Below are 25389 nucleotides of genomic sequence, written 5' to 3' on the forward strand. Positions count from 1 at the left end.
CGGACAAGAGAATCGGGTTGCCGCAGGCGTATCAATTCGCTTGGCGAAAACTCCTTCTGGGACACGACATGGCATCCCCCCTCGGTCAGTCCGTCACGCTGCATGACATTGCTGCGCGTCACCTTCATGCGCGGCACCGCTTGCTGCAGATGCTGCGCGAAGTTCAAGCAAGCCGCTCCTACGTGCCGGAAGAGGCAATCCAGTTCTTCGCTCACGTACTCAATCTGCCGATCGCGCATGTGCGCGGATGCGTGGAGTTCTACAGCTTCCTGCACACCACCCCGCGCGGGCAGTTCGATGTGTATTTCAGCGATTCCGTGACTGACCGGATGGCCGGCAGCGAGATTGTCGCCAAGCGCCTTGCCGATCGCCTCGGTGTCACGCTCGGCCAACCGCGTGCCGACGGGCGCGTGACGGTATCCATGACCTCTTGCACCGGGCACTGCGAGCAGGCGCCGGCAGGCCTGGCGAACGGCCGAGTCTTCACGCGGATGACCGAAGCGCGCATTGAAAAGATGGCATCGCTGATCGAGCACGGGGTGCCGGTCAGCGAGTGGCCCGCCGAGTGGTTCCATGTCGATGACGGCATTCGCGAGCGTGGCATCACGCTCGAAACCTTCATTCCGCCCGGTGAGGCCATCCGCACGGCCCTGGCGCGGGGATTGCCCGCGACGCTTGATGAAGTGGAACGCTCCGGCCTGCAGGGGCGCGGCGGTGCGGGCTTTCCGGTTGGGCGCAAGTGGCGTGGTGCCTATGAAACGAAGGGCGCCCACTACATTACCTGCAACGCCGATGAAGGCGAGCCGGGAACCTTCAAGGATCGTGTGCTGCTGGCCAAGTACGCTGATGAGCTGTTTGAAGGCATGACCATCGCAGGGTTGCTGGTGGGTGCCAAGAAGGGCTACGTCTACATGCGTGGCGAGTACGAATACATGATGGAAGGCCTGCAGACCGTGCTCGAAGAGCGCCGTGCCGCCGGCCTGCTGGGTGAGAACATCTGCGAAAGCGGGCTGGATTTCGATTTGCGCATCCATCTCGGGGCGGGCGCCTACGTTTGCGGTGAGCAATCAGCGCTGCTCGAATCGCTTGAAGGCAAGCGCGGCATCCCGCGTGTGCGCCCACCGTCAGCGGTGAAGATTGGCCTGTTTGGCCAATCGACGATCAACAACAACGTCGAGTCCTTCGTGCAGGCCGCGCAGATTGCATGGAAGGGGGCCGAGTGGTTCTCTGATCATGGCGAAACCAAATCCCGTGGCACCAAACTCCTGTCGATCGCCGGCGATTGCCAGCGCCCCGGCATCTACGAGTTGCCGCTTGGCATCACCGTCCGCGAAGTGCTGGCGCGCTGCGGCGGAGAGAATGCCAAGGCGGTACAGGTGGGCGGGCCGGCTGGGACCTGCGTCGGGCGCGATGAGTTCGACCGGCGGGTGAGCTACGCCGACCTTGCAACCGGTGGCAGCATCATGGTGTTCAACGACTTGCGCGACATGGTGGACGTGGCGCGCCAGTTCGCGCACTTCTTCGCCCATGAGTCCTGCGGCTTCTGCACCCCGTGCCGTGTCGGCACCCAGATGCTCAAGCACTATGCCGACAAGATTGCGGATGGTCAGGGGACACAGCGTGACCTCGAACAGGTCAAGTCCATCGGCGAGTTCGTCAAGGGCTACTCCCATTGCGGCCTGGGCGAGACGGCGCCCAACACTCTGCTCGACACGATCAAGCGCTTTCCGGAGGAGTACACCAGCCGCCTGCTGGCAGAGGCTGACTTCGTGCCGGACTTCGATCTGGACGCGTCGGTGACCGAATCGCGTGCGCTGACCGGGCGCCAGGATCAACTTGACCAGGTTCATAGCGACTGAGAGCGACCGATGAGCGAAACCAAGAACACCTTCACGCTGGACGGCCAGCCCGTCGTTTTCGAAGCGGGCCAGACGATCATGAATGCGGCCCTGGCGGCCGGCCATTACATTCCGCACCTGTGTCATCACCGGGAATTCAAGCCGCACGGCAGTTGCAAGGTGTGCACCGTGCGCGTCAACGGATGGTTGAGCGCCAGCTGCACCACGCCGGCAAGCGCCGGCGCCAAGGTTGAAAGCGAAGCGCCAGACATCCAGGAAGCACGGCGCCGCATCGTGCAGATGCTGTTCATCGAGGGCAACCACTTCTGCCCCTTCTGTGTAAAGAGCGGCAACTGCCAGTTGCAGGCGGTGGCCTACCACCTGGGGATGGAAGACACCTCTCTGCCGCACCGTTTCCCGAGCCGCGCGATGGATGCCTCGCACCCCGATGTCGTGCTGGATCGCGATCGCTGCATCAACTGTTCGCTTTGCGTGCGGGCCAGCCGCGACGCCGATGGCAAGGATCTGTTCGGCCTCTCGGGGCGCGGTATCGACACGCATCTGGTGGTCAATTCGTCGACCGGCCTTCTCAAGGACACCAACATCGATGCCAACGATCGCGCGATCCAGGTGTGCCCGACCGGTGCCTTGCTGGTCAAACGCCGTGGCTACGAACAACCGATCGGTGAGCGGCGCTTCGATGCGCAAGCGATCGAGTGCGAATTCGAATCCAAGTACTGATCAACAGGCCCATCCATGAACGCCCCCACGGAACAACCCGCCCGCCTGACCGTTGCGACCTGTTCGCTTGCCGGCTGTTTTGGCTGCCACATGTCTTTTCTCGATGTGGATGAACGCATCGTTGAGCTTGCGCAGTTGGTGACCTTCGACCGCAGCCCCTTGACCGACGTGAAGCACTGCTCCGAGCGGGTTGACGTCGGCTTGATCGAAGGCGGCCTGTGCAATGTCGAGAATGTTGAAGTGCTGCGCGAGTTTCGCGCCAGTTGCCGCTACCTGGTTGCGGTGGGGTCCTGCGCGATTACCGGCGGCGTGCCGGCGGTGCGCAACAAATTCACGTTGGAATCCTGCCTGCGTGAGGCCTACATCGATGCGCCGGGCATCGACAATCCGCACATCCCCTGCGATCCGGAAATCCCGCTCTTGCTCAACAAGGTGCGGCCGATCCATGAGGTGGTGCGGGTCGACTATGTGCTGCCGGGCTGCCCGCCGCCGGCCGAAGCCTTCTGGGAACTGCTGACGGCGCTGATTGCCGGCCGCGAGCCCGAGCTTGCCTACGAACACCGCCGCTTCGACTGAACCACCCGATCGAATTTCTGGGCGCGTTCAAGCGCTGAACTGGAGCAGTACGCATGTACGAGAATCTTGAAACCGCCAGCGAAACCATTGGCCTTGAGCGCATGGCGATCGAGCCGATCAGCCGCGTGGAAGGGCACGGCAAGGTCACGCTCTTGCTGGACGAAAACCGTCGGGTCAAGCAGGCGCGCCTGCATGTGGTGGAATTCCGTGGCTTCGAGAAGTTCATCCAGGGCCGGCCGTACTGGGAAGTGCCCACGCTGGTGCAGCGCCTGTGCGGTATTTGCCCGGTGAGTCACCTGCTGGCTGCATCCAAAGCAACGGACTTTTTCGTTGCCGGCAACGTACCGATCTCGCCCACCGCAACCAAGCTGCGGCGCTTGCTGCATTTCGGGCAGGTCTTGCAGTCGCATGCGCTGCATTTCTTCCATCTGGCTTCGCCGGATCTGCTGTTCGGCTACGACGATGCCGTTGCGCACCGTAACGTAGTCGGCGTCTTGCAGGATCATCCCGAAATCGGCCTGATCGGCGTGAAGCTGCGCAAGTACGGGCAGGAAGTGATCCGTGTGCTCACCGGCAAGCGGGTGCACGGCACGGGTTCGGTGCCGGGCGGGTTCAACAAGCCGCTGTCGAACGAAGAGCGCGACTACCTCAAGCAGGACATGATCACCGTGCTGGGCTGGGCCTCGCACGGCATGTCGATCGCGCGCCAGCTCTACCTGGCAGAGGAAGCGGCCAATCAGGGTTTTGCGGCGGCGCGTTCGAATTTCCTCTCGCTGGTGGCGCCAGACGGTGGGTTGGAGCTGTACCACGGCGGCATTCGCGTCAAGGATGCGGACGGCGGCATCGTTCTGGATCACTACGATTATCGTGGTTACACGTCGATCCTCCACGAAGAGGTGAAGAACTGGAGCTACATGAAGTTCCCCTACCTGACCGCGCTGGGGCGTGAGCAGGGCTGGTACCGGGTGGGGCCGCTGGCGCGGGTGAACAACTGCGACCATATCCCGACGCCGCGCGCCGAAGCGGCCCGCGTGGACTTCATGGCCCATGGTGGCGACAAGCCTGTACAGGCAACGCTCGCCTTCCACTGGGCACGCATGATCGAACTGCTGCACTGTGCCGAGGCAATCGCCGAACTGCTCGACGATCCGGAAATCACCGGCACCGATCTGTCGCGCTCCGGCACGCCCCTGCGTGAAGGCGTCGGCGTGATCGAAGCGCCGCGCGGCACGCTCTTCCACCATTACAAGATCGATTCGAACGATCTGATCACCATGGCCAACCTGATCGTGTCCACGACCAGCAACAACACGGCCATGAACGAGTCGGTGCGTGCCGTGGCTGCTGAATGTTTCGACGGCCGCGAGATCACGGAAGGCTTGCTCAACCGCATTGAAGTTGCTGTGCGGGCCTACGACCCGTGCCTGTCGTGTGCCACCCACGCGGTTGGCAAGATGCCTTTGAGCATTGAAGCGATCGGGCCGGATGGCGAGTTGGTCAGCCGGCTCGTCAAGAGCGGCAGCGGCGAACTGAGCCGTGAGGCATTGCCGTGAGCGTTGCACCGATTCTCGTGCTTGCCTTTGGCAACCCGGGGCGTGGTGACGATGCGCTGGGCCCCATGCTGGCCGAGCGACTCGAAACCCGGCTCGCGGCCGATGGCGCCCGAGACGTCGAAGTGATCGTCGATTTCCAGCTCAATATCGAGCACGCGCTCGATCTGGTCGGCCGCCGGCGGGTCTTGTTTGTTGACGCGAGGGCTTCGGGCGATGCCGGTGCGCGCATCGACGCCGTGTGTGCGCGTGCCGATGCAAGCTACTCGACGCATGCCGTGTCGCCGCAAGGCCTGCTTGAAGTCCACGCCAAAGTGATCGGTGGAAGGGCCCCCGAGGCAGAGCTCCTGTCGGTGCGGGGCGAATCCTTCGAGCTTGGCGCACCGCTGACGCCCGCCGCCGCCCGGGCGATGGATGCGGCGTGGCATGGTCTGCTGGGCTGGATCGAAGGGGTAAGAGCGACGGAAGAGGTGCTGGGTGCATGAGGCATCGCTCGCCGAAGAGATTGCGGCGATCGTAGTCCGGCGTGCGGAGCCGGGTGCGAAAGTGCTGGCGATCACGCTTGAGATCGGCGCGCTTGCGGGAGTTGAATGTGAAGCGCTGCACTTCGCGCTGGGCAGTGCGCTGGCACCCACCTGTGCGGCTGGTGCAACGGTGCATATCCTGTCCTTGCCCGCGCGTGCGCGCTGCCGGCAGTGCGGCGCAGAACAGTCCATCGAAATCCGCTTCGAGCCTTGCGAGTGCTGCGGCACTGCAGGCCTTGAGATCCTCCAGGGGGCAGAGATGCGGGTGCGTTCCATCGTGCAGTCGCCTGCGCTACCCTTGAGCGTCGTCCAGAACTGAGAGTCGCCCATGTGTGAAGTCTGCGGCTGCGCAAATCCTTATCGTCCGGGCGCCCGCCTTGCGCCGGCCGTGGCGCCGAAGGCGGGTACATTGCACTTTGGCATGGGCCCGGCGGGGGTTGAAGTCGCGGGGCTTTCACAGTCGCGGGTGATCGAGATCCAGGAGGACATTCTCGGTCGCAACGATTCGATCGCAGCGCGCAACCGTGTGGCTTTTGCTGGCGCGGGCGTCCTGGCGCTCAACCTTGTTTCAAGCCCCGGGTCCGGCAAGACGACCTTGCTGGTTGAAACCCTGACGAAGCTGGCGGGGGCCCAGCCCGTGGCGGTGATCGAGGGGGACCAGCAAACCGATTTCGACGCCGAGCGCATTCGTGCCACCGGCGCCCCGGCCATTCAGGTGAACACCGGGCGCGGCTGTCATCTTGATGCGACGATGATTGAACGTGCGCTCGAAAAACTGCCCGTGCCGGCCAATGGCGTACTGTTCATCGAAAACGTGGGCAATCTTGTCTGCCCGTCAGGCTTTGATCTGGGTGAAGCCCACAAGGTAGTCGTGCTCTCGGTGACCGAGGGCGAAGACAAGCCACTCAAGTACCCCGACATGTTTGCGGCGGCCGATCTGATGCTGCTTACCAAGATCGACCTGCTGCCGCACCTGCGTTTTGACGTTGAGCGTTGTTGCGTGTTTGCGCGTCAGGTGAATCCGGCGATCGAGATCATCCGCGTATCGTCCGTTTCGGGCGAAGGCATGGCGGATTGGCTAAGCTGGATTGAGCAGCATCGTCCGCGCGCCGCGCCATTGGTGCCTGCAGCGGCCAAGCACCGTGCCTGGCGCACGCCGGCTTGACGACCCATCTGGCCCGTTGCCGCAAAGCGGCTTGCAAGCGCGACGCTTGCCTCAATATTGAGCGGGGTTGATGCGCCCGCGTTGCGGGGCACCAGCTGCCGCCTTGTCCTCGATTGACACTTTTCTGAATCGCTTCTGGAGCCCCGCATGCGGATTGAGCAAGACCTGAAACTCGACTTCAAAGACGTCCTGATTCGCCCGAAGCGCTCGACCCTGACTTCGCGCTCTGAGGTCGACATCTCGCGCGACTATGTTTTCCTGCACTCCAAGCGCAGCTACCACGGCGTGCCGATCATCGCCGCCAACATGGATGTCACCGGCACCTTCGAAATGGCGCGGGCGCTCTCTGCGCAGGGGCTGGCAACGGCACTGCATAAGCACTATGGCGACGACGCGCTGGTGGCGCATTTTGAAGCGCTGCCTGCGGGCGCAACCCAGTTTTACTCGATGGGCATTGGCGCGTCGGACATGGCCAAGTTCCGGCGTGTGATGGCGCGAGCTGGCAGTGCAATCACGGCGGTGTGTATCGACGTGGCCAACGGTTACACGAACGCGTTCGTGCGCTTCATCGAAAAGCTGCGTGAGGAGTTCCCCGCGCTGACGATCATGGCGGGCAATGTCGTGACCGGCGAAATGACTGAAGAGCTGATCCTTGGCGGGGCAGATGTGGTGAAGGTCGGCATCGGCCCGGGTTCGGTCTGCACCACCCGCAAGATGACCGGCGTGGGCTATCCGCAGCTGTCAGCAATCATCGAATGTGCCGACGCAGCGCACGGCTTGGGCGGCCTGATCTGCGCGGATGGCGGATGCACTACGCCGGGTGATGTCGCCAAGGCCTTCGGCGGCGGCGCCGATTTCGTGATGTTAGGCGGCATGCTGGCCGGCCACGACGAGTGTTCGGGCGAAGTGGTCGAGATCAACGGGGTGCGCAAGATGCGCTTCTACGGCATGAGCTCGCGCGTCGCGATGCAGAAGTACGCCGGCGGCGTGGCCGAGTACCGCGCATCGGAAGGCAAGGAAGTGCTGATCGATTACCGGGGGCCAATCGAAGGCACATTGCAGGATCTGCTCGGCGGGGTGCGTTCGGCCTGCACCTATGTGGGCGCGCGCAAGCTCAAGGAGCTTTCCAAGCGCACCACCTTCATCCGAGTCAGTCAGCAGCTCAACGAAGTGTTCGGAAAATCCTGAGCGCTTGAAACGCAACTCGCCGCGCATTCCGGCCGCGCGGCGAGTGTTTGGCTGAAACAGCAGTCGCTCAGATCTGTTCGGGCACCATCTCGATTGCGCCGCAGGGGCATTCCGCCTCGCATAGCCCGCAACCCTTGCAGTAATCGAGGTTGATTGCAAAGCGCTTGCCGGGGCCAAGTTTGATGACGGCGTTGTCCGGGCATACGCCGTAGCAGTTATCGCACTCGAAGCAGTTGCCGCATGAAAGGCAGCGCCGCGCCTCGAACAAGGCGGTATCCGCGTTCAGGCCGCTCACCACTTCATCAAAGCTCGATTCGCGCCGTACCCGCTCAAGCTCGGCCTGCACCGCACGTGGCGCATCGGTGTAGTACCAGGTATTGAGTCGATCGAAGCTGGCCGGCGCGTGTTTGGCTTGCGGTGCCAGCGTTTGACCTCGCAGCCAGGCATCGATGTGGCGCGCGGCTTTTTTCCCGTGTCCCAGCGCAACCGTGACGGTGCGTTCAGAGGGCACCATGTCGCCGCCGGCGAATATGCCGGGGCAGTCAGTCATCATGTTGGCATCGACCCTCACGACACCATTGTCGAGCACCAGCCCGCTCACGTCGTCGAGCAACGAGAGGTCAACCTCCTGACCGAGTGCGAGCAGCAGCGAATCGGCTTCGATGGTTTCGAACTCGCCGGTGGCTTGCGGGAAGCCGCTTTCGTCGAGCGCCATTTTTTCGATTGTGAAGGTTTCGCCGGCAGGGCTGTCCAGGGCCATCTTGATGGTGGAAAGCCAGCGGAACATCACGCCTTCGTCGATCGCTTCCTGCACTTCCGAGTCGTGCGCCGGCATGCGGTCGCGGGTGCGGCGATAGATGATCACCGCCTCTTCGGCACCGAGGCGGCGTGCGGTGCGTGCGACGTCGATCGCGGTGTTGCCGCCGCCGTAGACCAGCACGCGGCGGCCTAGCAGGGGCTTCTCGCCCATCTCGACATCGCGCAGTACGCTCAGCGCATCCATGATCCGCGCCGCTTCACCGGCGGGCACCCAGGCGCGCTTTGAAAGATGCGCGCCGACGGCGACGAAGGCCGCGTCGAATCCGCCTTCGTCCCGCGCGCGTTGCAGGTGTTCGACCTTGCAACCGAGTTTGAGTGTCACGCCCAGTTGTTCGATGCGACGCACCTCGGCGTCGAGCACCTCACGCGGCAGGCGGTACTTGGGGATGCCGAAGCGCATCATGCCGCCCGCCATCGGGCCGGCTTCACGGATCTCGACTTGGTGGCCGAGCCGGGCGAGGTGGTACGCGGCGGCGAGCCCGGAGGGGCCGGCGCCGACCACCAGCACACGCTTGCCGCTCGCCGCTGCCGCCCGCTCGAACCGCCAGCCTTTCGCGATGGCTTCGTCGCCGAGGAATCGCTCCACCGCGTGGATGCTGACTGCCGCATCCAGCTGGCCGCGGTTGCAGGCGCTCTCACAAGGGTGGTAGCAGACGCGGCCGGTGACGGCTGGCATCGGGTTGTCCTGCACCAGCGTGCGCCAGGCCGCCTCGTAGCTACCGCTCTCGGCGTGGTAGAGCCAGGCCTGGATGTTCTCGCCGGTCGGGCAGCCCTGGTTGCAGGGCGGCAGGCGATCGACGTAAACCGGGCGCAGCGTGCGCCAGGAGCCGGTGCGGTTGGCGAGCGATGAGCCGGGGTCGAGAGTGATGGCAAAGGGTTTGTCCATGATCGCACTCCGCTCAGCTGAGCTTGGTAAAGCGCTGGATGTTGCGGTCCGCATGTGCCTGGATCAGCGCGATGCGTGCGCTATCCGGCTGCGGATCGAACAGATGCGCAAAGCGTTTCTGCGCGCGCAGGAACTCATCCACCTGAACCTTGCGGCGGATCGGCTTGGAGGCGGTCAGCTCGCCGTAGCGGGCCTCGAAGATCGGGAACAAGCCGGATTCGGTGGCGAGCCGCGCAAGGCGGATCGTGTCGTTCGAAGCCGAGCCCCAGCCAAGCGGGCAGGGCACCAGCACATGAATGTAGCGCGCGCCGCGCAGGTGGATGGCTTCCTCCACCTTCGCTTCAAGATCGCGCAGATCGGCCACCGAGGCCGTGGCGACGTAGGGGATGTGGTGCGCCATCGCGATTTCGGGCAGGAACTTGCCCTGGCCGAATTCGTTGCCCGGCGCATTGCCCATGGCCGGCGTGGTGGCGGTGCGCGCGGCGGCTGGCGTGGCGGATGAGCGCTGCACGCCGGTGTTCATGTAGGCCTCGTTGTCGTAGCAGATGTAGAGTACGTCGTCGTTACGTTCGAACATGCCGGAAAGGCAGCCGAAGCCTATGTCGGTCGTGCCGCCGTCGCCGCCTTGGGCGACCACGCGGACCTTGCGCCGACCCTTCACCCGCAGCGCAGCGGCAACGCCGGTGGCGACCGAGGGCGCGTTGCCGAACAGCGAGTGCATCCATGGCACCTGCCACGAAGTTTCGGGGTAGGGCGTGGAGAACACCTCGAGGCATCCGGTGGCGTTGACCACCACCATCTGGCCTTCGGTTGCATGCATCGCAGCGTCCATCGCGTAGCGGGCACCTAGGGCCTCTCCGCAGCCCTGGCAGGCGCGGTGGCCGGATGTCAGCGAGTTCGCGCGGGCGACTGTGGCCTGCACGGTGCGCTGGGCCTCGTCGAGCAGTCGGTTGCCAACGGTGAAGGTGCCGGTCTGGTAGAAGCGGATGGGTTGGAAGCTCATGGTCTTCTCCTACTCGATCCGGATGCTGGAGCGGGCGACTTCCTGCACCAGCCGGTTGGCCAGCGGCCCGCTGCGGCGGACTTCACGTTCATGGGCCAGCACGCGGTCCACCGCGGCGTGATCCAGATCGAGGAAGCTCAGGTTCTCAAGTTCGCCCGCGAGTGCGCGCCGGAACAGACGTTCGAGCGATACCGTGGTGATCGGCCTGCCACCGAGCCCAGCTACAACCGTGTGCGTCGGGATGTGCAGGCCCGCAAGCGCCTTGCGCAGCGAATCGGCCACGATGCCGCCCTGGCCGATGGCGAAACTGCGTTCGATCACCACCACGCGCTTGGCTTTGCCCAGCGCCTCACGCACCGCATCGAGCGGGAAGGGGCGGAAGGTCTTTATGGCGAGCACGCCGATCGAGTCGCCGCTGGCGCGCATCTCATCGACCACATCCTTGATCGTGCCGAGCACCGAGCCGAGCGCAACGACCACCGTGTCAGTGCCTTCGCAGTGGTATTCGGATATCAAGCCGCCCGCTTCGCGGCCGAAGCACTGGCTGAACTCCAGCGACAGCTCGGGGATCAACTCGAGTGCTTGCAACTGCCGCGCATGGGCGAGGTAGCGCACCTCGGTGAAGGCCTCAGGGCCGACCATCGCGCCGATCGAAACCGGCTCGTCCGGGTCGAGAACCTGGCGCGGCTCGTAAGGCGGCAGGAAGCTATCGACCAGCGCTTGACTGGGCATGTCCACCCGCTCGTAGGCGTGGGTAAGGATGAAGCCATCCATGCAGACCATCACCGGCAGCGAAAGCGCCTCGGCGAGTTTGAAGGCCTGGATGTGCAGATCAAGCGCTTCCTGGTTGTTCTCGGCGAAGAGTTGCAGCCAGCCGCTGTCGCGCAGCGCCATCGAATCGGAATGGTCGTTCCAGATGTTGATCGGCGCGCCGATCGCACGGTTGGCGATCGTCATCACGATCGGCAAGCCAAGCCCGGACGCGTTGAATACCGCTTCGGCCATGAACAGCAGGCCTTGCGATGCGGTCGCGGTGTAGGCACGCGCACCGGCGGCTGATGCGCCGATCGCCACCGAGAGCGCGGCGAATTCCGACTCGACGTTGATGTACTCGCAGGGGGTGATATCGCCGGTACGAACCATCTCGGAGAGCGCTTCGACGATATGGGTCTGCGGCGAAATCGGGTAGGCGCAGATCACTTCGGGCCGGCATAGCGCGATCGCCTCCGCGACGGCGCGAGAACCTTCAATCTGTTTGAGCACTTGTGACTCCCTTGCAGCCCGGTAGGGCGACTGGCAGTTCAGATTGCCGCGGCTGGCAGCGTTTTGAGCTGGCGCGCCGTCGCGTAGGCGTCGGTGGCGGCGGCGATGTTGGTTTCGGCGGTGCGGCCCTTGAACTTCTCGTTGATCGCGGCATGGATCGATTCGAGCCGCACCAGCCCGGTGATGGCCGCAAAACCGGCGAGCAGCGGCACGTTCGGCACCGCGCGGCCAACATGACGCATCGCGATCTCGGTGGCGGGCAGGCAGCACAGATGTGCTGCTGGGAAGCGGCTGGCGAGCGTGCCGAGCCCAAGCGCATCAAAGCCCTTGCTGGAATTGATCAGGATGTAGCCGTTGTCGCTGAGCCCGGCGAACAGATCCACCTGATGGAGCAGGGTCGGGTCTTGCACGATCACGGCGTCCGGTTTCATCACCGGTTCGCGTGAGCGGATTTCCTTCTGTGCAATACGGCAGAAGGCCACGACTGGTGCGCCGGTGCGCTCCGAGCCGAAGCTCGGAAAGGCCTGCGCCCATTCACCATCGAGAAATGCTGCGATTGAAAGCATCTCGGCAGCCGATACAACCCCCTGACCACCGCGCCCATGAATGCGTACCTGGAACATCGCGTCTCCCCCGAGTCGATGTAGTCCGCTTGCTGGATGCCCTGCAGCGGTTTGGGCTGCAGTGACGTGGCAAATTGTGGGCGCCGGGGTCAGGGAGTCTTTGACCTTTGGCAAGAACACTGCGGCCCGCCTTGCACGGGCCGCCGCGTCAGCGATTGCTCGGGAAGCTGAATACCGCGCCTTCGCGCAGCCCGGCAGACGGCCAGCGTTGGGTGATGGTTTTGCGCCGCGTGTAGAAGCGCACCGCATCCGGCCCGTAGGCAGAGAGGTCGCCAAACAGCGAGCGCTTCCAGCCTCCGAAGCTGTGGTACGCCACAGGCACCGGCAGCGGCACGTTCACCCCGACCATGCCGACCTTGATGTTGTCGGTGAAGTAGCGAGCGGCCTCGCCATCTCGGGTGAAGATGCAGGTGCCGTTGCCGTACTCGTGAGCATCGATCAGATCCATCGCCGCTTGCAGACTGGCCACCCGCACCACCGAGAGCACCGGGCCGAAGATCTCGTCGCGGTAGATCTTCATTTGCGGGCTAACGTGATCGAACAGGCAGCCGCCAAGGAAGTAGCCGGTCTCATGGCCGGGCACCTTGAGGCTGCGGCCATCGACCACCAGCGAGGCGCCTTCTTCAACGCCCAGATCCACGTAGCCCTTCACTTTGTTGAAGTGCTCGTGGGTCACCAAGGGGCCCATGTCATTGCGGTTGTCGGTGCCTGGGCCGACCTTCATCTTCGCCAGTTCTGCGCTCAGGCGCGCGACCACCGCGTCGCCGATTTCATCGCCCACGGCCACGACGACCGGAATTGCCATGCAGCGCTCGCCGCACGAGCCGTAGGCTGCGCCCATCAAGGCACTGACCGCGTTATCGAGATCGGCATCGGGCATCACGATCGCGTGGTTCTTCGCGCCGCCCAAGGCCTGCACCCGCTTGCCGTTGGCGCAGCCGGTGGCGTAGATGTACTCGGCGATCGGCGTAGAGCCGACGAAGCTGATCGCCTGCACCCGCGGGTCGGTGAGCAGCGCGTCGACCGCCACCTTGTCGCCGTTGACCACGTTCAGCACGCCCGGTGGCAGGCCGGCTTGCTGTGCCAACTCGGCAATGAACAAGGTGGATGACGGATCGCGCTCGGAGGGCTTAAGCACGAAGGTGTTGCCGCAGACCACCGCCATCGGCCACATCCACAGCGGCACCATGCAGGGGAAGTTGAAGGGCGTGATGCCCGCCGCAACGCCCAGCGGCTGGAACTCGCTCCACGAATCAATCGCCGGGCCAACGTTCTTGCTGTGCTCGCCCTTGAGCAACTCGGGCGCGCAGCAGGCGTATTCCACATTCTCGATGCCGCGCTGCAACTCGCCCATTGCATCGTTGAGCACCTTGCCGTGTTCATCGGTGATCAGCGCGCAGATTTTGTCGGCGTTCTCCTCAAGCAGTTGCTTGAAGCGGAACATCACCCGAGCGCGCTTGATCGGTGGCGTGTCGCGCCAGGCTGGGAAGGCCGCTTGAGCCGCCGCCACCGCCGCTTGCACGGTTTCAGTTGAAGCGAGTGCAACCTGCCGCGTCGCCTCGCCAGTTGCAGGGTTGTAGACGTTCTGGACGCGGGCGCTGTCGGCGACCAGCACGCCGTTGATGAGGTGAGCGATGGTATTCATGGTGGGTCTGCGGATTCTGAAAGAGGGTCAGGCGAGCGACTGGATCACGTCGCCCAGCGCGTTGATCAGGCGGTCAATCTCTTCGCGCTCGACGATGAAGGGCGGGGCGATCTGGATCGTGTCGCCGCCGTAGCGCACGTAGAAGCCTTTTTCCCAGCACTTCATCGCGATCTCGTAGGGCCGCCGCGCTGGCTCGCCCGGATAGGCTTCGAAAGTGAAGCCGGCGGCAAGGCCGTAGTTGCGGATGTCGGTGATGTACTTGCTGCCTTTAAGGCTATGCACCGCATTCTCGAAGTAGGGAGCCAGTTCGGCCACGCGGGCAACCAGTTGCTCCTTCTCGAGTACATCCAGAGCTGCCATCGCCGCGGCGCAGGCGATCGGGTGGGCCGAGTACGTGTAGCCATGCGGGAACTCGAGCATGTACTCCGGCCCGCCGGTCTCGATGAAGGTGCGGTAGATCTCCTCCTTCGCAATCACTGCGCCCATCGGCATCGCGCCATTGGTGATCTGCTTGGCGATGTTGAGGATGTCCGGTACCACATCGAAGGCGGTTGTACCGAAGAGTGAGCCAGAACGGCCGAATCCCGTGATCACCTCGTCGAAAATCAAGAGGATGTCGTGCTGGGTGCAGATCTCGCGCAGGCGCTTGAGGTAGCCGACGGGCGGAATCACCACCCCCGAGGAACCCGAGAAGGGCTCGACGATCACCGCGGCAATGTTCGACGCGTCGTGCAGGGTGATCAGATTAAGTAGCTCGTCGGCCAGATGCGCACCGTATTCCGGCATGCCGCGCGAGAAGGCGTTCTGCTTGAGCTGCGTATGCGGCAGGTGATCGGCCTCGATGCCCTGGCCGAACAGCTTGCGGTTGCCGACGATCCCGCCGACGCTGATCCCGCCGAAGTTCACACCGTGGTAACCCTTCTCGCGCCCGATCAGGCGGGTCTTGCTCGCCTTGCCCTTTTGCCGCCAGTAGGCGCGTGCCATCTTGAGCGCGGTATCGGCCGATTCCGACCCCGAGCCGGTGAAGAACACATAGTCCAGCCCGGCCGGCGTCATCTCCTTGATGCGGTGGGCGAGTTCAAACGAGGCGGGGTGGCCGAACTGGAAGGCCGGCGAGTAATCGAGTGTCGCCGCCTGGCGACGGATCGCCTCGGTAATCTCGGGGCGGCAATGCCCCAGGCCGGTGCACCAAAGGCCGGAAAGCCCATCGAAGATGCGTCGCCCAGCGGCGTCATACAGATAGGCGCCTTCTGCCCGAGTGATCAGGCGTGGGTTCTTTTTGAAGTCGCGATTCCCGGTGAAGGGCATCCAGTGGGCTTCAAGCTGCGCGGCGCTCAGGCCGCAATTGAGGCTTTCCATCTTCATCGTTACTCCACGCAGGCTGACATGTTTGGATGCCCTGATCTTCCCGCAAAACGATGCTTGCGATAAATTGCAATATGGCGATGTTTACTTGCTGAACTGTGAAAGTTATTCGATGAGCAAAAAGATGGCGCTGGGGCAGATCAGCGACCTGGAGATCCGTTTGTTGCGGGTCTTCAAGACGGTTGCGGAATGCGGCGGACTCGCGGCGGCCGAACTGGAGCTGAACATCGGCGTGTCGACTGTCAGCCGTCACATCAAGGATCTGGAAGAGCGCCTTGGCTTGATCCTTTGCCACCGGGGCCGAGGTGGCTTTGCACTGACCGCAGAGGGGCAGCAGGTCTATGACGATGCGCTGCGGCTGCTCGCTGCGCTCGATGCCTTCCGCTCGGGCGTAGAGGAAATCCATCAACGAATGACCGGCTCGATCGCCATCGCATTGTTCGACAAGATCGCCACGAACCCGGCGGCGCATGTCAGCGAGGCGCTGGGGGCATTCGCCGAGCGCGCACCGGATGTCGCCATCGAGCTGCATGTGGCCCCCCTCAACGCAATCGAGCGCGGCGTGATGGATGGCCAGTTCCAGGTCGGGATTGCGCCGATGCATCGCCAGTCGGCAAGCCTAGATTATCTGGAGTTGTTTCCGGAGCGCATGTACCTCTACTGCGGGCGCGGGCACGATCTGTTCCACGCCAGCGACGAGTCCTTGGACTGGCCCTGCGTGCGGCAGCAGCGCTACGCCGGGCTTGGCTACCACTCGCCGAACATGGAAATGAGCCACGAGGCCAAGCTCAAGCGCGCTGCGTCTGCGTACGACCAGGAGGCGGTGGCGATGCTGGTTCAATCCGGCCGCTACATCGGCTTCTTGCCCGATCACTATGCCGAATCGTTTGAGCGCGCCGGCCAGATGCGGCGACTGCGGCCCGCCTTGCTCACCTACGACGTTAACTTCGCCGCGCTGGTGCGCCATGCACCACGCCCTTCCCGGGTGACGCAGACCTTCCTTGATTGTCTAACCGAGGCGCACACCGACGTCGCCAAGGCATCGTAGCCAAGCGGCCAAAGAAAACGGGCACCGCGGATGTCGTCCGGGGTGCCCGTGTCAGGTGCTGGTCGAATCTCAGAATGCGGTGTCGTCTTTCGCCACCAGCAAGGCGGTCTTGATGATGATCCAGAGATCCAGCCCCGGCGACCAGTTGCGCAGGTACTCAAGGTCGTACTCGATGCGCTTCTGCATCTTGTCCACCGTTTCGGTCTCGCCGCGGTAGCCGTTGACCTGCGCCCAGCCGGTGATCCCCGGCTTGACCTTGTGGCGAACCATGTAGCCCTTGATCAGCTTGCGGTACTGCTCGTTGTGCGCCACCGCGTGCGGGCGTGGGCCAACAATGCTCATGCGCCCCTGCAGTACGTTGATGAACTGCGGCAACTCGTCGAGCGACGTCTTGCGGATGTAGGCGCCGAACGGGGTGATCCGCTGGTCGTTGCGCGTGGCCTGCTTGACCACTGCGCCGTTGTCGGTCGTGGTCATGGAGCGGAACTTGTAGACGGTGATTTCCTTGCCATCAAGGCCGTAGCGCCGCTGCTTGAAAACGATCGGGCCGGGGGAACTTCGCCACACGCCAATCGCCACTACAAGCAGGATTGGTGAAATCAGCATCAGGATCAGGATCGACAGCACGATGTCTTCCATGCGCTTGACGATGCCGTTGAAACCCGAGAACGGGGTATCACACACCGCCACCACAGGCATGCCGCCGACTGATTCGGTCCTGCCCTGAATCAGATCGGTGACGAAGATATCCGGCACGAAGTAGATCGACGCGGTGGTGTCCTTCAGCTCGTCGAGCAGCGCAAGGATGCGCGGCTGCGTTGCCATCGGCAGGGCAAGGTAGATCCGGTCGACATGGTGAGTCTTCACATACTGGGCCAACTGGTTCAGGGCGCCGAGCAAGGGGGCGTCTTCCGATGCAGCGAGCCGCTCGCGACTGCGATCATCGAAAAACCCCAGGAACTTCACGCCGAGAAACTTGTTGTTCGAGAAGTGACTTGAAAGCTGCGCACCTATGTCGTTGAAACCGCACACCACGGCCGAAACTTCCGCATCGGACATCGAGATAACGCGCGGAATCGTGAAGCGCGCCGCAGCGTGCGAGGCGAAAAGCACGAAGGGCAGCGACGCAAACCATGTAAACAGCAACTCGGTCGGAAAGTAAGCGGAATACCCGGTCGCATAGCCAAGCAGCAAGAGAATCCCCGCCAGAATCATCGTGTTGAGGAAGGACTCCCTGGCGACAAAGCGCATCGGGTCACTCAACAGTGAATTGCCGGGAAAACTCAAGGAGAACGCGATCAGGGCGAGGATGACGTAGTCGCCGTCGATCTTTTCATCGAACGCGATCGCCAGTCCCAGCAGGGTAACGATCACCATCACCGGATCGAGAAAAGTCTCGACCATGCCGGACAGCGTCGCGTTGTTCTTCAGGGGGGTACGTTGGGCTTCTAGTCGGGCAAGCATCGTGAAGCGAGAATCCGTTGGCACAAAATTTGAAAGCCGGGCGGCATACTATCTGCACCCGTGTTGCGTTTTTTCGAGCGACACGCACTCGCGAAGATTCACATCAACCACATCGATCCACAGGTCTCATGAACTCCTCAAGCAAGAACTCGGCCGGAATGCCCCTAACTCGAATCTTCACGGTCGCAGCGGCAGTTGCAATGCTGAGCTCGCCCATCCGTGCGGAAGAGGCCACGCCGCTGCGATACGGTGCAGGCGTAACTTTTGAGCGGGATACCAACCTGTTCTTGCGAGACGAGGATTCGCCGGGCGGCGTGCAGTCCGACAACATCACCACCGGCTATGCGTATCTCGGATTCGATACCACATTGAGTCGGCAGCGGCTATATGGAAACTTCAATGTCGGGGCGGCGAAGTTTAACCGATTCTCTGAGTTCGACTATGACAAACAGGATATTAATGTCGGCTGGGAAGGTAATTTTCCACACGAGATCCGCACTGTTTTGAGTTGGACTCGCAGCGCGCAGCTCGCGAACTTTGCCGACTTCCTCGTGGTGCGGCGGAACGTGATTACCCGCGATGTGCTTCGCTTTGACCTTGACGTGCCGGTTGTGGCGAACTGGCACTTGATCGGCGGACTTGGTGCAAATCAATCGCGCAACAGCGATCAGGAAGATCAGGTGAACGATCTGGACGGACGCAGCTACGAAGCAGGCGTCCGTTATGTAACCAACTATGGCAATCGCATCGATCTCGTCGCCCAGAACACATCTACCGATTACACGGAGCGGAGCGCGCGTCCGTGGCTTATCTCGGGTTACGACGAACGTCTTTACTCGCTTCGCCTGCAGTGGGCGGTGTCCGGCACCAGCCGGCTGGAAGGCTATGTTGGGTACATCGATCGTACGAACGAGAATTTCGAACGCAACGACTTCTCTGCGCCCAATTTTCGCGCCGCATGGGACTGGGATCCGGGCAGCAGCCTCGCCTTCAAGCTGAGCGTTTACCGCACGACCGGTGCCGCAGGGGATAACGAGTTCCTGACTGCAACAACCACTGCACTGCGGTTTGCACCAGTTTGGCGCGCAACTGGGAAGATCACCCTTAAAGCCTATGTCGAGGCCGGAAGTCGGGACTACCTCGGTGCCGCTAACGCGTCTGTCGAGGACAGAGTGGACGACTTCGGTTCCTGGAGTCTTGGCGCCAGCTACAGCCCATTCCGCTGGCTGATGCTTGATCTAAGCTACCGCGGCCAGTCACGCGATTCCAACCGCATGTGGCTCGACTACATCAACCATACGGGCATCGCAACGGTGCAGGTGGGGTTCTAGCGGCGTGATTTGCGCCTGAGACTTGGCGGCATCGGATGGGGTGTTGGCGCCCGGAGTGGACGCATTCAACGACCACTTATCGCTCCATAAGCCAGGGTCACTGCTTAGGCGGAAATATGTCTCGCGAAACGCCAGTGTCATGTTGCGGTGCAAATCTTCGCTCGCTAGACTCCGCGCTCGCATTTGACCCGGATGTGTGTTGAGCCTCGATTTGCGGACTTTTCACACAGACTGGTGCGAGATCACGTTTCTTCGCTTGGAATCTGGCACGTCGATTGCATGTGAAAACGCGTGACCACCCCCCCCCAACACAGAGGTCCATGAATGAGCACCATTGGTATCAAAACAATCGTTGCGGCGATTGCGGCCATTGCATCGGTTTCTGCGTCAGCCGCCATCACCACGCTGGATGGCAAGGGCTTTGACCTGAGCTTCGACGCCGACATCTTCTCTCCTTCACTGATTAGCCTTTCTGCGGATCGCACCGCGGTTGTCTTTGACACCGATGCATTTTCCGTGGCTTTCAAGTCGGATGAGGCAAACATCGCATCGTTCGTTGCCCAATTGACGATCACGCGGGATGCGGGCTACACCTTTTCCGGGCTTGAACTTAAGCAGTCGGGCGTGTACTCGCTGATGAAGACGAGTAGCGAAGTCGGCGCCGCGCTGATCTCGTCTGTGTGGATTGATGGCAATCCGAACGCAACCGAGGCGAACGCCGACGTGTTCGAAATGACCGGAGTCAAAATCGGTGGCAACAAGTACGGCCTGAAGAATACATACGACTTCAAGGGCACCGCATTCGCCACCGCGCAGTCGTTCGAATTCATGACATTGTCCGGTCTTTACGCCGAAGCAGCCTATGACCACGCGGCATCGATCTACGCCAATTCCTATTCGCTGAGCGTCATGACGGCGCCGGTGCCCGAGCCTGAGCAGTGGGCGCTGATGCTGGCCGGTATCGGTATGGTGGGTGCAATCGCACGCCGCCGTTCGCGCCGCGCCTAAGCTGGCAATAGAGCGCGGCAGGTGAGGGCCCAAGGGGCGTCGCCTGCCGCGTTTGTTTTAACCGTAAGCGTGCGAAACTTCGGCCTTTTTGCCGATCAATCCGCCCGTGCGCCGGGTCCAAATCACCGAGGTTCTGATGCAATTCGTCTCCGTTCGCCAAGCTGCGCTTGCCCTGTTGGTCGTCTGCACCCTTACAGCCTGTGGCTCCAAATCCAAAGAGCAGGGCGCGACGCAGGTTGCCGCAAAGGTCAACGAAGAAGAGGTGACCGTTCATCAACTCAACGGGTTGCTCTCGAAGGCCAACATTCCGGCCGGCGGCGATGTTGAAGCAACCCGCAAACAGGCGCTCGACCGCCTGGTGGAAGAATCGCTGCTGGTTCAAGCAGCCAAAGAACGCAAGCTCGATCGCGACCCGCGCGTGGTTCAGGCAATCGAAGCCGCGCGGCGTGAAGTCATCGCCCGCGCCTATCTCGAACAGATTGCCAGTGCGCAAGCCAAGCCGGCCGACGCCGCAATCCGCGAGTACTACGATCACCACCCCGAGCTCTTCTCAGAGCGCCGCATCTACAGCTTCCGCGAACTCGCAATTCTTGATGGAGGTGATCGCGAGGCAGCAGTGCAAGCCCACTTCGAAAAGGGCGGTTCGATGGAAGACCTCGTTGCCTCATTGCGTGCCGAGAATGCACGCATTGCAGCGAATTCCTTCGTCAAGCCCGCCGAGCAGCTCCCGCTCGACGCAGCCCGCAAGCTGCAAGGCTTGAAAGATGGCCAAGTCTCGATCATGCGTCGCAAGGAAGGCCTTGTCGTCCTGCAGATCGCCGCATCGAAGACCGAGCCAGTGAGTCTCGACAAAGCCAAAGGCGCGATCGAACAGTTTCTGACCAACAAAGCCAAGTCCGAAGCTGTTGCGGCCGAAGTCAAGCGCCTGCGTGAGGCCGGCAAGATCAGCTACATGGGCGACTTTGCCAAAGACGCACCCGCACCGAAGGCGCCTGAAGCGCAGGCCCCGGCAACCACGCAATCGGGCGCGGTCGAAGGCATGGAGCAGGGCATCAAGGGCCTGAAGTAACGCTTCGCATAATCAATCGATACTCGAACAGACTGGATTGGCATGAACGTGGCGACTGAACTAATGGGCAAGATTAAAGGTGCGCTTCGCACCGCGCTGATTGCACTCGCAGGCACGCTCGTTTTCGTTGGCAGCGCATCCGCCGCCAACGAGAAGTCCGCCGAATATCTGCTCGGCCCCGGCGACGTAATTCGGGTCAGCGTCTTCCAGAGCCCCGATCTCACGCTTGAAACCCGAGTGTCCGAGAATGGCAGCATCACCTACCCGCTGATCGGAAACGTTCCGGTCGGCGGGCAGTCGCTCTCTGCCGCTGAAGCCAAGATCGCAAAACTGCTCAAAGACGGCGGCTTCGTCGTTCAGCCGCAAGTCTCTGTTCTGCTCATCCAGATCCGCGGCAATCAGGTGGCGGTGCTGGGCCAGGTCAACCGCCCCGGCCGCTACCCGCTTGAAACCGCGAACACCCGGCTCACCGATCTGCTCTCGCAAGCGGGCGGCATTGCCGCAAGCGGATCAGACCTGGTGATCTTCTCCGGCGTGCGTGACGGCAAGCTGGTCCGTCGCGAAATCGACGTGACTGAGATGTTCCTGAAGGGCGATGCGGCGGACGATCTTCCGCTCAAAGGGGGCGACATCCTCTACGTGCATCGCGCGCCGGTGTTCTACATCTACGGTGAAGTCCAGCGCCCCGGCGTGTTCCGCCTTGAGCGCGAGATGACCGTCATGCAAGCGCTTGCCAGTGGCGGCGGTCTCACCCAGAAGGGCACCCAGCGTGGGCTGCGCGTCCATCGCCGCAGCGCCGATGGCAAAACCCAGATTCTCGAGCCGGGCCTCGATGAGCTGATCCGTGCAAACGACGTTGTCTACGTCAAAGAAAGCATCTTCTGAGAGCCGCGACGTCATGACTTTTCAACAGTTCATCCTGATTCTCAAAGCGCGCTGGAAGATCATCCTTCTGATCTTCTCGGTGGTGGTTGGTACGGCGGTGGGGATCAGTCTGGTTCTGCCCAAGCAGTACTCGGCGGCAACCTCGGTGCTGGTCGACGTCAAGTCGAGCGACCCGATCTACGGCGGACTGATGCAGGCTCAGATGCTGCCGGGCTACATGGCAACGCAGGTCGACATCATCACCAGTGATCGTGTCTCGCAGCGCGTCGTAAAGATGCTGGGCTTTGACAAGAGCCCAGAGGCCATCGCGCAATGGCAGGACGAGGGGCAAGGCAAGGGCAACGTGGTCAGTTTCTTTGCCGAAGCCCTGCAGAAGAAGCTTGATGTCAAACCCTCGCGTGAATCGAGCGTCATCAGCATCGGTTTCAGCGGCACCGATCCGAAGTTTGCTGCGGCGGTGGCCAATGCCTATGCGCGGGCGTACATCGATACCAATCTCGAACTCAAAGTCGAGCCCGCGAAGGAGTTCGCTGCCTGGTTCGGCGAGCGTTCCAAGCAATTGCGCGACAACCTTGAAGCCGCCCAAGCCCGCCTCTCCGCTTTTCAGCGCGAAAAAGGCATTGTCGCCACCGATGATCGGCTCGATGTAGAGAACGCCCGCTATGCCGAATTGTCGTCGCAACTGACCAATGTCCAGGCTCAGCGCGCCGATTCTGCTTCGCGCCAACGCCAGGCAAGCGGACAGATGTCCACCTCGCCGGACGTCATCAACAGCCCGGTTATTCAATCCCTGCGCGCAGACGTTGCTCGCCAGGAAGCCAAGCTCCAGGAAATGGCAGGCCAGCTCGGCAAGAACCACCCGCAATACCAGCGCACCCAAGCGGAACTCGAAGCGCTGAAGACCAAGCTCGATTCCGAAATGCGGCAAGTGGCATCGTCGGTCGGCACTTCCAACACGGTGAACCAGCAGCGCGAGGCCGCGCTTCGCGCAGCGCTTGAAGCGCAGAAGCTCAAGGTGCTGGAGTTGCGCGCATTGCGGGATGAGGCAGCCGTGCTGCTCAAGGATGTTGAGAACGCCCAGCGCGCCTACGATCTGGTGGGGCAGCGACTCTCGCAAACCAACCTCGAAAGTCAGGCGCAACAGACCAACCTGGTCGTACTGACGCCGGCAGAACCGCCGATCAAGCATTCGGGCCCGAAGATTGTTCTGAACACAGTGCTTGCATGTTTTCTTGGTGGCTTGCTTGGGGTAGGCGTAGCGCTGCTGCTCGAACTGAGTAATCGGCGTATCCGCTCGGCTGAAGACCTGGTTGAAGCGCTTGGTGTTCCAGTGTTTGCCGTGCTTGAGACCGAGACGCCAGGGCGCCGCATGCCCTTTGGCCGCAAGACGCTAAAGCCAGCCTAGGTTTGCGATCACACCTTTTCGTTGTGGTGGCCTTCAACGCCACCGCAGCGCCAAGGCCGATCGAAGCTTGAACACGCCGTTAAAGCCTTGCCCATAGCGCGCACGCCTTTCCCGTGAGCAGTGCAGTCAAGAGCAAGTGCCAATGCAAGTCAGCGAAGCAAAGAGAACCGGACCATGGACATGAACCAGCCCTCCAGTATTGAAGCCGCCGTCCGATCAAGTGCCAATGCCGGACGTGAGCGCTCGATCGGCGCGATTCTGATCGACGCAGGCCGACTCTCGGTTGAAGCCGCCGAAAAGATCATTCGCGAGCAAAAGGCCAAGGGCCTGCGCTTTGGTGACGCTGCTATCGGATTGGGTCTGCTCAAACAAGATGACATCGACTTCGCGCTCGCCCGCCAGTTCGATTACCCCTACCTGAGCGCGGGCGACGGCGCCCTGAGCAGCACGCTGGTTGCCGCCTACAAGCCTGCAAGCCCAATGGTTGAACAACTTCGAGCCTTGCGCAGTCAGCTGATGGTGCGCTGGTTCAGCGACGACACCACACGAAGAGCCTTGGCTGTTGTGAGCGCCGAGCGCGGCGAGGGCCGCAGTTTTGTCGCAGCCAATCTGGCTGTAGTCTTTTCCCAGTTGGGTGAGCGGACGCTTTTGATCGACGCAGACTTGCGTAACCCACGCCAGCACAAGAACTTCAAACTCGATCCTCGTACGCCTGGGCTCTCGTCGGTGCTATCCGGGCGAGCAAACGGCGAAGCGCTGATTCGCATCCCCTCGTTGGTCGGCCTCTCTGTCCTTCCGGCCGGCGCTGTGCCGCCGAATCCGCAAGAGCTGCTCGCACGCCCACAGTTTGTCCGGCTCATTGAGCAGGTCAGCAAGTCGTTCGATGTCGTCATCATCGATACCCCCGCGGCAGACATCGCGGCCGACGCCAACGTTGTCGCTGCGCGCGCCGGCGCAAGCCTGGTTGTTGCGCGCCGCGACCACACGCCGGCGCCAAAGATCCATGCTCTCACCAAAGACCTCAGCGGTGCGAACGCGCTCGTCGTGGGCTCGGTTCTCAACTCGTTCTGAAGCCTTCGATGCCCGCCGTGCTAGAGCAACCCACCCCTATCCTGCACAAGGATTCCGTTGATCTTGCCCCTTGGCTTCTAGTCCTGTTTGGGCTGGCAGCGATGTATGGCCCAAGCTTCTACGATCTCTTCCGTGGCATTTGGAGTACCGACGAACAGGCCCACGGCCCAATCGTCATGGGCGTATCGGCGTGGCTTATCTACCGGAGCAGATCTGAGCTCTTTGGTTCCAGCAACGCAGCCCCCCGCCCGGTAATCGGTTGGGCGCTCCTGGTATTTGGTTGTTTGCTCTACGCCGTTGGCCGTTCGCAAGGCCTGCTGCTGCTGGAAGTTGGCTCACTGATCGTTAATGTGGTGGCCATCGTGCTGTTGCTACGCGGTCCGCAGCAACTCAAAACGATCTATTTCGCGCTGTTCTTCATGCTCTTCATGGTGCCGCTACCCGGAACATTCGTCGACGCCGTAACGCATCCCATGAAGATGGCTGTGTCCTACGTTGCCGAGCACATTCTGTTTGCGGTGGGCTACCCCATAGCCCGTACAGGCGTAATCCTGCAAATCGGGCCTTATCAATTGCTAGTCGCCGATGCCTGTGCAGGGCTGCATACCCTTTTCACGCTTGAAGCCCTTGGCTTGCTCTACCTGAACGTCGTAAAGCATGCCTCGCTATTCCGGAATGTGGTGCTTGCTGTATTGATCATCCCCATCAGTTTTGCCGCCAACGTCATCCGCGTCATCGTGCTGACATTGGTCACCTACCACTTTGGGGACGAAGCCGGCCAAGGTTTCGTTCATGGTTTCGCCGGTATGGTGCTCTTTGTGGCAGCGCTATTGCTCATTATGGGTGTTGATGGTCTTTCACGAATGACAGCAGCGCTCTGGAATCGCAAGTTCGGCACCAACGCATCGCTTCAGAGCTAATC

General features: G+C 62.0%; 23 protein-coding genes. 16 read left to right on the plus strand and 7 right to left on the minus strand.

The features are described 5' to 3' along the window. The first annotated feature begins 68 nt into the window (after positions 1-68). The 8 genes from OPU71_RS10945 (at position 69) to OPU71_RS10980 (ending at position 7582) form a co-directional block, all read left to right on the plus strand. Positions 69-1859: an NAD(P)H-dependent oxidoreductase subunit E gene (locus tag OPU71_RS10945; protein ID WP_267728008.1), complete on the plus strand. Its 1791-nt coding sequence runs from the start codon at positions 69-71 to the stop codon at positions 1857-1859. Positions 1860-1868: 9 nt separating this feature from the next. Then, positions 1869-2579 carry a 2Fe-2S iron-sulfur cluster-binding protein gene (locus OPU71_RS10950; RefSeq protein WP_267728009.1) on the plus strand — a complete coding sequence of 237 codons (711 nt, stop codon included), beginning with the start codon at positions 1869-1871 and terminating at the stop codon, positions 2577-2579. Between the two features lie 15 nt (positions 2580-2594). Continuing rightward, positions 2595-3155 carry an NADP oxidoreductase gene (locus OPU71_RS10955; protein ID WP_267728010.1) on the plus strand — a complete coding sequence of 187 codons (561 nt, stop codon included), beginning with the start codon at positions 2595-2597 and terminating at the stop codon, positions 3153-3155. 53 nt (positions 3156-3208) lie between these two features. Further along, positions 3209-4708 (plus strand): Ni/Fe hydrogenase subunit alpha, encoded by a 1500-nt coding sequence (locus OPU71_RS10960; RefSeq protein WP_267728011.1) that lies wholly within the window; start codon positions 3209-3211, stop codon positions 4706-4708. Continuing rightward, on the plus strand, positions 4705-5190 hold the full coding sequence (locus tag OPU71_RS10965) for a hydrogenase maturation protease (RefSeq protein WP_267728012.1): 486 nt from the start codon (positions 4705-4707) through the stop codon (positions 5188-5190). The genes OPU71_RS10960 and OPU71_RS10965 overlap by 4 nt, the downstream gene beginning before the upstream one ends. Continuing rightward, positions 5183-5548, plus strand: coding sequence for a hydrogenase maturation nickel metallochaperone HypA (locus OPU71_RS10970; RefSeq protein ID WP_267728013.1), 366 nt, complete (start codon positions 5183-5185; stop codon positions 5546-5548). Before OPU71_RS10965 ends, OPU71_RS10970 begins: the two co-directional genes overlap by 8 nt. 9 nt (positions 5549-5557) lie before the next feature. Then, a complete protein-coding gene (hypB, locus tag OPU71_RS10975; protein ID WP_267728014.1) occupies positions 5558-6394 on the plus strand; it encodes a hydrogenase nickel incorporation protein HypB in 837 nt (278 codons plus the stop codon). 147 nt (positions 6395-6541) lie between these two features. Beyond that, positions 6542-7582: a GMP reductase gene (locus OPU71_RS10980; protein ID WP_267728015.1), complete on the plus strand. Its 1041-nt coding sequence runs from the start codon at positions 6542-6544 to the stop codon at positions 7580-7582. A gap of 67 nt (positions 7583-7649) precedes the next feature. On the opposite strand, the gene OPU71_RS10985 is transcribed toward OPU71_RS10980, so the two are convergent. The 6 genes from OPU71_RS10985 to OPU71_RS11010 form a co-directional block, all read right to left on the minus strand. Beyond that, the gene (locus tag OPU71_RS10985) at positions 7650-9287 is read right to left on the minus strand and encodes an NAD(P)-binding protein (RefSeq protein ID WP_267728016.1); all 1638 of its coding nucleotides are present in this window, start codon (positions 9285-9287) and stop codon (positions 7650-7652) included. A 13-nt stretch (positions 9288-9300) separates the two neighbouring features. Next, positions 9301-10290 (minus strand): thiamine pyrophosphate-dependent enzyme, encoded by a 990-nt coding sequence (locus OPU71_RS10990; RefSeq protein WP_267728017.1) that lies wholly within the window; start codon positions 10288-10290, stop codon positions 9301-9303. Positions 10291-10299: 9 nt separating this feature from the next. Then, positions 10300-11553, minus strand: a complete 1254-nt coding sequence (locus tag OPU71_RS10995; RefSeq protein ID WP_267728018.1) for a transketolase C-terminal domain-containing protein — start codon at positions 11551-11553, stop codon at positions 10300-10302. Positions 11554-11591: 38 nt separating this feature from the next. Next, on the minus strand, positions 11592-12176 hold the full coding sequence (locus tag OPU71_RS11000) for a 2-oxoacid:acceptor oxidoreductase family protein (RefSeq protein WP_267728019.1): 585 nt from the start codon (positions 12174-12176) through the stop codon (positions 11592-11594). Positions 12177-12324: 148 nt separating this feature from the next. Continuing rightward, entirely contained in the window at positions 12325-13821 is a 1497-nt protein-coding gene (locus tag OPU71_RS11005) for a CoA-acylating methylmalonate-semialdehyde dehydrogenase (protein ID WP_267728020.1), read from the minus strand. A gap of 27 nt (positions 13822-13848) precedes the next feature. Continuing rightward, positions 13849-15186: an aspartate aminotransferase family protein gene (locus OPU71_RS11010; protein WP_267728021.1), complete on the minus strand. Its 1338-nt coding sequence runs from the start codon at positions 15184-15186 to the stop codon at positions 13849-13851. A 112-nt stretch (positions 15187-15298) separates the two neighbouring features. Between OPU71_RS11010 and OPU71_RS11015 the strand changes: the two genes are divergently transcribed. Next, positions 15299-16234, plus strand: a complete 936-nt coding sequence (locus tag OPU71_RS11015) for a LysR family transcriptional regulator (RefSeq protein ID WP_267728022.1) — start codon at positions 15299-15301, stop codon at positions 16232-16234. Between the two features lie 69 nt (positions 16235-16303). Here OPU71_RS11015 and OPU71_RS11020 read toward each other — a convergent pair whose 3' ends face one another. Further along, a complete protein-coding gene (locus OPU71_RS11020) occupies positions 16304-17698 on the minus strand; it encodes an undecaprenyl-phosphate glucose phosphotransferase (protein WP_267728023.1) in 1395 nt (464 codons plus the stop codon). Between the two features lie 128 nt (positions 17699-17826). Here OPU71_RS11020 and OPU71_RS11025 point away from each other — a divergent pair, with 128 nt between their 5' ends. The 7 genes from OPU71_RS11025 (at position 17827) to xrtB (ending at position 25387) form a co-directional block, all read left to right on the plus strand. Continuing rightward, complete coding sequence (locus OPU71_RS11025; protein WP_267728024.1) at positions 17827-19029, plus strand: outer membrane beta-barrel protein; 1203 nt, start codon at positions 17827-17829, stop codon at positions 19027-19029. Between the two features lie 324 nt (positions 19030-19353). Continuing rightward, a complete protein-coding gene (locus OPU71_RS11030) occupies positions 19354-20037 on the plus strand; it encodes a PEPxxWA-CTERM sorting domain-containing protein (RefSeq protein WP_267728025.1) in 684 nt (227 codons plus the stop codon). A gap of 136 nt (positions 20038-20173) precedes the next feature. Continuing rightward, positions 20174-21106, plus strand: a complete 933-nt coding sequence (locus OPU71_RS11035) for an EpsD family peptidyl-prolyl cis-trans isomerase (protein ID WP_267728026.1) — start codon at positions 20174-20176, stop codon at positions 21104-21106. Positions 21107-21148: 42 nt separating this feature from the next. Continuing rightward, entirely contained in the window at positions 21149-21991 is an 843-nt protein-coding gene (gene epsE, locus OPU71_RS11040) for a polysaccharide export protein EpsE (protein ID WP_420712372.1), read from the plus strand. Positions 21992-22004: 13 nt separating this feature from the next. Then, complete coding sequence (epsF, locus tag OPU71_RS11045) at positions 22005-23396, plus strand: chain length determinant protein EpsF (RefSeq protein ID WP_267728028.1); 1392 nt, start codon at positions 22005-22007, stop codon at positions 23394-23396. A gap of 174 nt (positions 23397-23570) precedes the next feature. Then, the gene (epsG, locus tag OPU71_RS11050; RefSeq protein WP_267728029.1) at positions 23571-24467 is read left to right on the plus strand and encodes a chain length determinant protein tyrosine kinase EpsG; all 897 of its coding nucleotides are present in this window, start codon (positions 23571-23573) and stop codon (positions 24465-24467) included. A gap of 8 nt (positions 24468-24475) precedes the next feature. Then, positions 24476-25387, plus strand: a complete 912-nt coding sequence (gene xrtB, locus OPU71_RS11055) for an exosortase B (protein WP_267728030.1) — start codon at positions 24476-24478, stop codon at positions 25385-25387. The last annotated feature ends 2 nt before the right edge of the window (positions 25388-25389 follow it).

Source organism: Niveibacterium sp. 24ML (assembly GCF_026586805.1).
Lineage (GTDB): Bacteria > Pseudomonadota > Gammaproteobacteria > Burkholderiales > Rhodocyclaceae > Niveibacterium.